Genomic DNA, 10,768 nt, shown 5'->3' with positions numbered 1-10,768 from the left:
CGCGGCAGCTCGTCACCCACGCGGCAGCAGGAGCTGCTGCCTCCGAGACGAGCTGCCGCGTTCGCGCGCTCTACGAGATCGACCCTGTGCCGCGAGATCGCGTGCGTGACGTGCCGATCTCGCGGCGCGGGGTCGATCTCGACGACGGGGCTACGCGCCGAGGGCCGCCGAGACCACGTCCTTCGCCTCGGCCTGGACCTGGGCCAGGTGCTCGGCGGAGACGAACGACTCGGCGTAGATCTTGTAGACGTCCTCGGTGCCGGACGGCCGGGCGGCGAACCACGCGTTCTGCGTCGTGACCTTCAGGCCGCCGATGGACGCGCCGTTGCCCGGCGCCTCGGTCAGCCGGGCCGTGATCTCCTCGCCGGCCAGCGTGGTCGCGGTGACCTGCGACGGGGTGAGGGCCGCCAGGGTGGCCTTCTCCTCACGGGACGCGACGGCGTCGACCCGGGCGTACCAGGACTCGCCGAACTCGGCGACGAGGTCGCGGTGGTGCTCGGAGGGGGAGCGACCGGTCGTCGCGAGGATCTCCGAGGCCAGCAGCGCGGGCAGCATGCCGTCCTTGTCGGTGGTCCACACGGTGCCGTCCGTGCGCAGGAACGACGCACCCGCGGACTCCTCGCCGCCGAACCCGACGGACCCGTCGACAAGGCCGGGCACGAACCACTTGAACCCGACGGGGACCTCGAGCAGCCGCGCGCCGAGCTTGCCTGCGACCCGGTCGATCAGGCTCGACGAGACGAGGGTCTTGCCGATCGCGGTGCCGGCCTGCCAGCCGGGGCGCGCGCCGCCGTAGAGGTAGTTGATGGCCACCGCGAGGTAGTGGTTCGGGTTCATCAGCCCGTCGGCCGTGACGATGCCGTGCCGGTCGGAGTCGGCGTCGTTGCCGGTCGCGACGTCGAACGGCGCCGGGTCGCCCGCCATCCGCGTGACCAGCGAGGCCATCGCGTACGGCGACGAGCAGTCCATCCGGATCTTGCCGTCCCAGTCGAGCGTCATGAACGCCCAGCGCGGGTCGACCGTCGGGTTCACGACCGTCAGGTCCAGGCCGTAGTGCTCGCCGATCGCGCCCCAGTACTCCACCGACGCACCGCCCAGCGGGTCCGCGCCGATCCGCACGCCCGAGGTCCGGATCGCCTCGACGTCGATGACGTTGGCCAGGTCTGCGACGTACGACGAGAGGAAGTCGTGCCGCAGGGTCGTGTCGGCCGCGAGCGCCTGGCTGATCGAGACACGCCGGACGTTGCGGTACCCCGTGCTGAGGATCTCGTTGGCGCGGTCCGCGATCCAGCCGGTCGCGTCGGAGCCGGCCGGTCCGCCGTGCGGCGGGTTGTACTTGAAGCCGCCGTCGCGGGGCGGGTTGTGCGACGGGGTCACGACGATGCCGTCGGCCAGCCCGGGCCCCTGGGTCCGTACGCCCTCGGACGTGCCCGCGCCGTTGTGCCGCAGGATCGCGTGGGAGACCGCGGGCGTCGGCGTGAAGGAGTCGCGCGCGTCGATGTGCACCTCGACGCCTGCGGCCGCGAGCACCTCGAGCGCCGACTTCCACGCGGGCGCGGACAGGGCGTGCGTGTCGCGGCCGATGAACAGCGGGCCGTCGGTGCCCTGGCCGCGCCGGTACTCGACGATCGCCGCCGTGATCGCGACGATGTGCGCCTCGTTGAACGCGGTGTCCAGCGCCGAGCCGCGGTGCCCGCTCGTGCCGAACGCCACGCGCTGGGCCGGATCGTCCAGGTCGGGCTCTCGGTCGTAGTACGCGCCGACGAGGGCGTCCAGGTCGACGAGGTCGGACGGCTGGGCGAGTGTTCCGGCGCGCGGGTCCATGCCCCGATACTCCCCCACGCGCGGGGCGTGCGCACCCCTCGACCTGCGATTTCGTCGGCGGTGGACCGCTCGACACCCGTCCAGCCGTCCGAGCAGAAGTCGTCCCCGACCCACATCTGCGCGGACGTCGCGACGGCAGGCTGCAGCGTCCGAGCAGAAGTGGGTCCTGACCGACATCTGCTCGGACGTCCGGGACGACGAGGCCAGCGGCGACCGTTCGGTCGACACGGACGGCGCCGGTAGCCTGGTGCGCATGGTCAAGAACTCGACGAACTTCGTGCTGCGCCCGTTCGAGGGGCTCCCCGGTGAGCCCGACTGGGTCGCGCTGAAGGAGCTCGTCCCGGCGGCGACCGCCACCGCGCGCACCACCAAGGAGCACGGCGCCGTCGACGTGCTGATCACGACGGTCCTGCCCACGAGCTGGCCGGCGCTGCACCGCGCCGACGGCACGATCCTGCTGGCCCTGCAGACCGTCAGCAGCTCGGGCGACACCAGCCGCGACCTGGCGCACGCGCTGCTCGAGGCCATCGACTCCGAGCCCGGCACTGCCGTCGAGACGATCGGTCTGCCCGAGCCCGGCCCGCGTCTGCAGGACGTGCTCGACCTCTCCGTGCCGTTCGTCGTCACCATCGAGGAGTCGTTCGGCTACTGGCTCGACCCCGAGACCGAGCGCACGCCGGACCTGGTGGCCGCGATCGAGGAGGCCGACGCCGGCATCATCGACACCAAGAAGCTCGATGCCGCCGAGGCCGCGTACTGGTGCCGGATGGGCGCCCGCGAGTTCCTGCGCTGGGCGCAGCCGCTCGAGGAGCAGGTGGTCCTGGACGGTCTCGCGCGTCTGCACGGCGCCCGCGAGTCCGGGTTCGAGGGTGCCAAGTTCGTCGGCTACTTCCGCTCCAGCGGGCTCGTCGTCCCGGTGTGGGAGCTGGCCAAGGGCTCCGAGGCCGAGGACGTCGAGGCGCCGCTGGCGGCGTTCAAGGACAAGTTCCTGGCCGCGATCGCCGACACCACGCCCCTGGACGCGAACGCGCGCCGGGCCCGCGCCGGCCTCGTCGCCCGCCAGGTCACGCTGCGCTGACTCCAGCGAGTGAACGGGCGCCCGACCCGGCGCCCAGGGTCCGGCCCCGACCGGCAACGGTGGATAGGGTGAGGCGTGTGACGCGCAAGGGCGGTAGCTCCGCTGAAGCAAAGGCGGAAGACGCCGTGCGGGCCGAGACAACGGCCGAGGCCGCGATAGGTGCAGCCGCCGACGGCGAGCCAGACGCTCCGGTGACCTCGGCCGACGTACCCCAGGAAACCCCGGCCGACGCAGCCATCGACGTCTCCGCCGACGCGCCCACGCAGCCCACCTCGCCGCCCGTCAGCGACGCCCGCAAGGCCGCGACCGACGCGCGCAAGGCGGCGGCGCACAAGGCCCGCCAGCGCGTGGCGGTGATCATCCCGGCGAAGGACGAGTCGCGACGGATCGCCGCGACGGTCCGCTCGGCGCGCGCGATCCCGCACGTCGACCTGGTCCTCGTCGTCGACGACGGCTCGGAGGACGACACCCAGCACGTGGCCCGTGAGGCCGGTGCGGTGGTCGTCCGGCACTCGCACAACCGCGGCAAGGCGGCGGCCATGGAGACGGGCGCGGCGGTCGTCGCGATGCGGGACGCCCCCGACCGCCAGCCGCGCATCCTGCTCTTCATCGACGGCGACCTGGGCGAGACGGCCGTCAACACGGCGCCGCTGGTCCCGCCGGTGTTCGAGGGTCACGCCGACCTGGCGATCGCGCTGCTGCCCCCGCAGCCGGGCGCGGGCGGCAAGGGGATCGTCGTCGGTGCCGCCAGGCGCGCGATCGCGTCGATGACGGGGTGGACCCCGACGCAGCCCCTGTCGGGCATGCGTTGCCTGACCCGCGCGGCGTTCGAGGCGGCGACGCCGCTGGCCCGCGGGTGGGGCGTCGAGACCGGCATGACGATCGACCTGCTGCGCGCGGGCTTCCGCGTGATCGAGGTGCCGTGCGAGCTGCGGCACCGACCGTCGGGGAGCGACTTCAAGGGTCAGGTGCACCGCGCCGCGCAGTACCGCGACGTCCAGCTCGCCGTGAACGCGCGTCGGGTACGCCGCGCCGCCGGTGCCGTGAAGCGCACCGTCACCCCGAGCCCGCGCCCCCCGCAGACCCACCGCTGACCCGCGCCACCGGCCCACGAGACCCGCAACGTCCGCACACGTGGCCGCTATAGGCCACACGTGCGCGGACGTTGCTGGGAAGCGAGCTCAACGTCCGCACATGTGGTTGCCATAGGGCACACAGACGCGGACGTTGGGTGAAGTGAGCGTCCGCAGGCAGGGGCGCGGTCGTCGGGTCAGGGTGCGGGCGCGGGTGCCGGCGCGACGGGTGCCGGATCGGCGGGCGTCGGCTCCGGTGGCGCGGGCTCCGAGGGTGGCGCCGTGACCTCGTCGGGAACCGTGCCCTCCGGAGCGCCCAGCCGCCACTGGGCCGCGGCGGCGACGAGGCAGGGCACGGCGAGCGCGATGCCGGTGGCCGGGACGACGATGCCGGAGTCGTTCATGAGGAACCCGACGCCCAGGGCGGCAGCGATCGCGGCGACCGCGGGCCGCAGCAACGGGACGGCCTGACGCAGCCCGGCCATGGAGCCGCCGGTACCCATCAGCGAACCGCGACGTGGGCGCCCGCCGGCGATCACGAGCCAGGTCAGGGCCACGCCGCCGATCGCCAGCACGAGGTAGCGCCACGACGTCAGCACGCGCAGGTTGACGGAGATCTTGCGGCCGACGACGTCCCAGAGCCCGCCGTCGAGCACCGTGGCGAAGAACCGGCCGAGGTGCGTGCGGGCCTCGGGCGGCCGCAGCCAGTCGAGGACCGCGAAGCCGGCGACGACCGCGACGCCGACCACGGCGATCAGGGCCAGCGTCTTCCAGTTCACCTTCCGGCCGCTGACGACGATCGTCAGCATCGCGAAGGCGAGGATCAGCGCGGGCGGGCCGCCGAAGTCGCTGCCCAGGCCGGGCGTTCCGTCGACGACGACGAGCAGCAGACCCAGCAGCGCGACGAACCAGGTGGCGAGCCGTCGCCGGCCACGCCTCAGCAGCGGGTCCGCGACCGCGACCGCCAGCAGCAGCCCGCCAGCCGTGAGCAGCGCGAACGCCTGGTTGCTCATCCCGTAGAACCGCGCGGCGAGCAGCCGGTGCGCGCCCATCGGTGAGTCGATGACGAGCGTCGACCCCGTGCAGGCGTCGATCACGAGCACTGCGACCGTGACGCCGGAGACGAGACCCGCGGGGCCCAGGAGGTTCTTGCGCCAGGGTCCGACGAGGGCCGCGACGGTGATCAGCGCGATCCAGCCGATCAGCGTCCACCAGAACGAGGTGACGGGTCGGTCGGAGCGCCACCAGGGCACCACGTTGGTCAGGAACGACGCGACGGGCGCGGCGGCGAGGGCCACCGCGCCGACCCAGAGCACCCGCAGCGCGGGGCGCAGCGGTGCCTTGTCCGACCGGCCCTTGCGGGTCAGGATCACGGCCGCGGCGAGGAACAGGACCGCCTGGACCAGCACGAGTCGGGTCGAGTACGCGGCGCTCAGCCGGCCGATGAGGGACGCGTGCCGCTGCATGTCGATGAGGTACGCGAGCCGGCCGGTCGCGGTGGCCGGGCCGGACGTGGGCAGCATCTCGGCGCCGGTCAGGGCGGCCGCGGCGTCGTCGAGCCCGATGCCGTCGAGGAGCGTCGGGGTGACGTCGACGGACTGCACGAGCCCCTTCTGCCGGGTGGAGCCCGAGGTCAGCAGGTCCTCGGAGTACTCGGCGCCGTTCGGCGCGGTGCCCGTGGCGGCGGCGAGCTGCAGCGTCGCGCGGCCGGAGTCCGCCAGCGACACGACGAGCACGGTCGCCCCGGACTTGCGCGCGCCGATCAGCGCGGCGCCGATCCGGTCGTCCATCGCCTGCACCTGCGACGCGCGCGTGGGCTCGGTGATCGCGTCGGGACCGGTGACCTCGGGCTCGGGCTCGACGACGCCGGGCAGCTCGGGCAGCGGCTGCTCCGTGGCCGCGGGCTCCGGCCGGCTGGTGGTGGCGAAGCCAGGGTCCCGGATCGAGCCGCCGTCCAGGACGACGAGGGTGGAGGCCGACAGCGCGTCGCGGACCGCCCGGGTGATCCCCGACGCGGTCGTGGGGACGCCCGCGTGGGTACCCACGACGTGACCCGTGCTGTCGGCCAGCGCGATCGCGGCGCCCGGACCCAGGCCCGTGACCGGCGTGCCGGCGGCGGACAGGACGTCGCCGAGCATCCCGGGCTCGGCGCCGTACGACTCGTTCGCGGCGGCGTCGACGTAGTCCGTCCAGCCGGGCACGACGCCGTCGGCAGCCGGGCCGCGCAGCGTGCGGCAGGTGCGGTCGGCAGCGGGTGCGTCCGCGGCGCGCGTGCCGGTCGAGACGACGAGCCACCCGTCGACCGGGCAGGACCTCGCGGCCACGCTCCGGGCGGCCACCAGCCCGATGGCCCCCTCGCGCGACAGGTTCCACAGCGCGGGCGTCGTCAGCGTGGTGACGTCGTCCCAGCGCAGGCCGGTCACGCCAACGAGCAGGACGGGGGTGGCGGGCTCGGTGGCCGTTGCCGACGGCGACGGTGCCGGGGCCGCCTGCGCGGGCGTCGCGAACGTCAGGGCAGCGACACCGGCGACAAGGACGAGCACCAGTGCGGGCAGCAGCCGACCCGTGAGTCGACGCCACAGCGGCGCGCGCAGGAGGACAGGGGTCGGCACCGTTCCAGCCTACGGGCGCACTACCCTCGACCCGGGCGCAGCAGTGTCGTATCGATGCAGCGTGCACCACATCTGCACGGCGTCGACATGCGTCGACATGCGCCGACGAAGACGGAGGACGACTCATGACGGACGCGCTGCCGCGGTACGCCTACCTCGGGCCGGCCGGCACGTTCACCGAGGCCGCCCTGCGCCAGGTGGTCGCCGCCGACGAGTGCATCGACCTGCCGGTGTCCGACGTCGCCTCCGCGATCGAGGCCGTACGCACGGGCGCCGCCGACTTCGCCGTCGTGGCGATCGAGAGCACGGTCGAGGGCGGGGTCACCGCCACTCTCGACAGCCTGGCGGCCGGCACCCCGCTGGTGATCCTGCGCGAGGTGCTGGTCCCGGTGCAGTTCACGCTCGCGGCCGCGCCGGGCGTCGCGCTCGCGGACGTGCGCCGGATCTCCGCGCACCCGCACGCCTGGGTCCAGACCCGGCACTGGCTCACCGCACACCTGCCGGGCGTCGTGCACGTACCGGCGACCTCCAACACCGCGCCCGCGGCCCTGATCGCGTCGGGCGAGACGTCGCTGAGCTTCGACGCCGCCCTGGTGCCTCCGGCAGCCGTCGACTCGTACGGCCTGGTGCCGCTGGCCGAGCACATCGCCGACAACCCGTCCGCGCAGACCCGGTTCGTCGTCGTCGGACGCCCCGGGACGGTGCCGCCGCCCACGGGTGCCGACAAGACGACGCTCGTCGTGCACCTGCCCGACAACGAGGCCGGCGCCCTGCTCGCGATGCTCGAGCAGTTCGCGGTCCGGGGCGTGAACCTCTCCCGGATCGAGTCGCGCCCGATCGGCGACTCGCTCGGCCGGTACTCGTTCTCCATCGACGCGGAGGGTCACATCACCGACGAGCGCGTCGGCGAGGCCGTCATGGGGCTGCGTCGCCGGTGCCCGTACGTGCTGTTCCTCGGCTCCTACCCGCGCGCGGACGCCGTCGCGCCGACCGTGCACCTGGGCACCGCCGACGAGGACTTCGTCGGCGCCCGCGCCTGGCTGAACGCCCTGCGGGAGGGCACGACGACCTGAGGTCAGCCGACGGGTCGGGCGGCGTAGGCCCGCACGTGGGCGATGAGCTGCTTGCCGCTGTCCTTGCTGAGCGTGTCGCCGGTCCACGCCTCCTGGAGCTCCATGGTGCTGCCGTCACGGAACTCGAGACTCAGCTTCACCGGAATCTCCTTGTGCACGACCGCCGTCGCGAGCTCGTCGAACGGCACGAACCGGTGGTACGCAGCGAGCTGCACGACGGTGCCCGACCGCAGCACCGTGATCATGCGGTCCTTGCCCGACCCTGACTTGCCGGCGGGGATGGGCACCAGGAGCAGGCCGTTGTCGAGCACCAGAACGTCCAGCTTTGCTCCGTCCACCTTCATGCTCGCGATGCCGCCGACGACCTCGCCGCCGTGGGCGGTCGCCTTCTCGGCCACCTGGACCACGGAGTCGACGTCGACTCCGAGCTCGCCCAGCCGCATCCGGGCCGTCGGCACGGTGGCGGGGTCGGCGGCCAGGGCGACCAGCGGGGCGACGTCGATCTCCGCACCGGCGGCGTCCGCGAGTGTCGCGGGGCCACTCCACGAGTGCTGCCAGTGCGCGGCGCCCGAGGTCACCAGCGAGCCGCTGATCGCGACCCGCAGCGCGTCCGTCAGGTCGTCGACGCCGATCTCCGCTCCCAGGGCGACCTGCTGCCCGGACTCGACGACGTCGAGGAGCGTGGCGAGGCTGCCCCGTGGCTCACCCGCGACGCGCGCGGCACCACGGAAGACGACATCGACCGTCCGCTGCCGCTCCTCGGCGAGCGCGCGGGCCGTGAGCTCGGACCACTCGAGCTGGGTGCGGTTCTCGACCTTGAGCACGTGCCGCGCGACGGCCGCCGCGTGCCGGTCGAAGTTGTCGACCAGCGCCGTGGCGGGCCGGGAGTCCCGCAGCGGTGCGGGATCCGGCATGGTCTCCATCGCCGCGACGCGCGCCGCGATCGACGGGTGGGAGTCCCAGCGGGACTGCTCTGCGGGCGGTGCGTCGGCGCGCATGGTCTCGAGCTCGTCGGCGCGGCCGACGAGGAGCTCGCCGAAGCCGCCGAAGAACGCCTCTGCCGTCGGCGCGTACCCCGTCTCCCAGCCCATGTCGACGTAGCTGCCGAGGTAGAAGTTCCATGCGGCGTCGGCCAACGGGATCTCGCGCAGGGCGCTCTGGGCCGTCGCCCGGCCCGCCACCTGCACGGAGAGCTGGTCCGCCTCGAGCTCCTGGCGACGGTTCACCGCCGCCCCGACGACCAGGTAGAGCTTGGCGTACTGCTTCAGGACGATGCCGACGAGGTTGCCCTCGAGCTGCTCGACCGTGGCGCCGATGGCCTGCCGTCCTCGGTACGTGAGCGGGCCGAGGCGCGTGTGGCTGCGCGAGTAGTGCCCGAGCTCGTGCGCGATGACCGACCGCAGCTGCCCGACGTCGAGGACCTGGACGAGCGGGATGCCCAGGTAGAGCGTTCTCCGTCCGCCGACGAGGCCCAGGAGGCGGGTCTCCTCCGACACCGCGGCGTTCACGTCGGGCGCGAGGCGGATCTCGTCGGGGACGCGCGTGTCGGCGACGGTGGCGAGCTCGCGCACGGTGGCCCAGAGCGTCGGGGCGTCTGACTCCGAGAGCGTCGGGCCCGTCGGTGCCTCGGGGCGTGCGCGGGCCACCTTCCAGAGCGCGATGACGATCGAGATCGCGACGAACACTGCGGCGATCGCCAGCTTGGAGCCGTTGACCTCCTCGTCGTTCCGGAAGAACCACAGGCTCCACCAGACCATCAGGCCGAGCAGGCCGAACGCGACGAGGTAGAAGCCGGCGAGCATGACGACCGCGGTCGCGGCGCGCAGCGTCGTGGTCATGAAGAGTGCCCCCCTGATCGGCCGCTGTGCGCGGACCTGTGCGGCGGAGCGTAGCGACACACGCCGACCCGGGACCATCGGCCGGTCGGGTGACCGCCTCTAGATCGACGCCACCCGCACGACGAGCGCCCCAGGGTCGACACGGGCGCTGAGCTCGGCCACGCGTCCGACCACGTCGCCGTCCACCTGCACGTGCTCGCCGCCCTGGACCACGAGCCGCACCTCCTGCGCGCGGGTGTGGTCGATGCGGCCGATCTTGGCGGGCAGGTCGTTGCGGACGCCCACGCCCTGCATCATGACCTCGCCCCACAGCTGGGCCCATCCGGCGATGCCCGCGCGCGTGTCGATCGCGGCGATGTCGAGCCAGCCGTCGTCGAGGACCGCGTCGGGCAGGAGCGTGATGCCGCCGGGCAGCTTGCCGCAGTTGCCGATCAGCAGGCTGCGCAGGCGGGCGGACGACATGGGCTGGTCGTCGAGCCGCAGGTGCATGCGGGTCCGCCGGCCGTGGAGGTGCTTGAAGCCGGCGACGAAGTACGCGATCCAGCCGACGCGACGCTTGAGCTGCTCGTCGGTGTCGGCCACCATCGCGGCGTCGAAGCCCAGGCCGGCGATGACGAGGAACAGGTAGTCGCGCAGCGCCTCGGTCTCCGGGTTCGCGGTGCCGCCGTCGACCTCGGACTCCCAGGTGATCACCTTGAGCCAGCCGACGTCGATGGTCCGGTCGCGGCCGTCGAGGGCGATCCGCATGGCCTCGAGGGGGTCGCTGAGGGGCAGGTCGAGGTTGCGGGCCAGGAGGTTCCCGGTGCCCAGCGGCATCAGGCCCATCGGGATCCCCGTGCCGACCAGGCCCTCGGCGACCGCGCGCACGGTCCCGTCGCCGCCGATCGCGACGACGACGTCCGCGCCCTCGGCCACGGCCTTGCGGGCCTGCCCGATGCCCGGGTCGGCGATCGTCGTCTCGTACCAGAGCGGCTCCTGCAGGTTCCGCTCGCGGCGGCTGCGCTCGATCGCCGCCTTGAGCAGCGCCACGTCGGGCTTGGACGGATTGGCGACGAAGGCCACGAGCTGGCCCTTCGCCTCGACGTCACGGGCGAGCTGGAGGGCTCGTCGGTGGGCGCTCGCGCGGGGCGACTCGATCCGTCGGCGCAGCTCCTTCTTGCGCAGCCAGAGCGCCAGGACGAGGAGCAGCGCCGCGAGCACGGCGATGCCCAGGCTCACCCCGACCCAGGCCTGCCATGTCATGGGCAGAATCTACGGCCCCGCAGGCCGG

General features: G+C 73.4%; 7 protein-coding genes. 3 read left to right on the top strand and 4 right to left on the bottom strand.

Going from position 1 to position 10,768, the window contains the following annotated elements:
• Positions 1–150: 150 nt before the first annotated feature.
• A complete protein-coding gene (pgm, locus tag AC1DUE_RS17555) occupies positions 151–1,824 on the bottom strand; it encodes a phosphoglucomutase (alpha-D-glucose-1,6-bisphosphate-dependent) (protein WP_477040699.1) in 1,674 nt (557 codons plus the stop codon).
• A 253-nt stretch (positions 1,825–2,077) separates the two neighbouring features.
• Between pgm and AC1DUE_RS17550 the strand changes: the two genes are divergently transcribed.
• Complete coding sequence (locus AC1DUE_RS17550) at positions 2,078–2,902, top strand: DUF5926 family protein (protein ID WP_477040698.1); 825 nt, start codon at positions 2,078–2,080, stop codon at positions 2,900–2,902.
• A gap of 347 nt (positions 2,903–3,249) precedes the next feature.
• Positions 3,250–3,996 (top strand): glycosyltransferase family 2 protein, encoded by a 747-nt coding sequence (locus tag AC1DUE_RS17545; protein ID WP_477040702.1) that lies wholly within the window; start codon positions 3,250–3,252, stop codon positions 3,994–3,996.
• 176 nt (positions 3,997–4,172) lie between these two features.
• Here AC1DUE_RS17545 and AC1DUE_RS17540 read toward each other — a convergent pair whose 3' ends face one another.
• The gene (locus AC1DUE_RS17540) at positions 4,173–6,587 is read right to left on the bottom strand and encodes a hypothetical protein (RefSeq protein WP_477040697.1); all 2,415 of its coding nucleotides are present in this window, start codon (positions 6,585–6,587) and stop codon (positions 4,173–4,175) included.
• A gap of 125 nt (positions 6,588–6,712) precedes the next feature.
• Between AC1DUE_RS17540 and pheA the strand changes: the two genes are divergently transcribed.
• The gene (gene pheA, locus AC1DUE_RS17535; RefSeq protein WP_477040696.1) at positions 6,713–7,660 is read left to right on the top strand and encodes a prephenate dehydratase; all 948 of its coding nucleotides are present in this window, start codon (positions 6,713–6,715) and stop codon (positions 7,658–7,660) included.
• Positions 7,661–7,662: 2 nt separating this feature from the next.
• Here the strand turns inward: pheA and AC1DUE_RS17530 are convergent, their stop codons facing one another.
• Positions 7,663–9,498 (bottom strand): M48 family metalloprotease, encoded by a 1,836-nt coding sequence (locus AC1DUE_RS17530; RefSeq protein WP_477040695.1) that lies wholly within the window; start codon positions 9,496–9,498, stop codon positions 7,663–7,665.
• Positions 9,499–9,597: 99 nt separating this feature from the next.
• Positions 9,598–10,740, bottom strand: coding sequence for a diacylglycerol/lipid kinase family protein (locus AC1DUE_RS17525; RefSeq protein ID WP_477040694.1), 1,143 nt, complete (start codon positions 10,738–10,740; stop codon positions 9,598–9,600).
• Between the last annotated feature and the right edge of the window lie 28 nt (positions 10,741–10,768).

The organism is Cellulomonas sp. P4_A2 (genome assembly GCF_056402515.1).
Note: the sequence above shows the minus strand (reverse complement) of the source record. Positions and strands in the feature narration are given on the sequence as shown.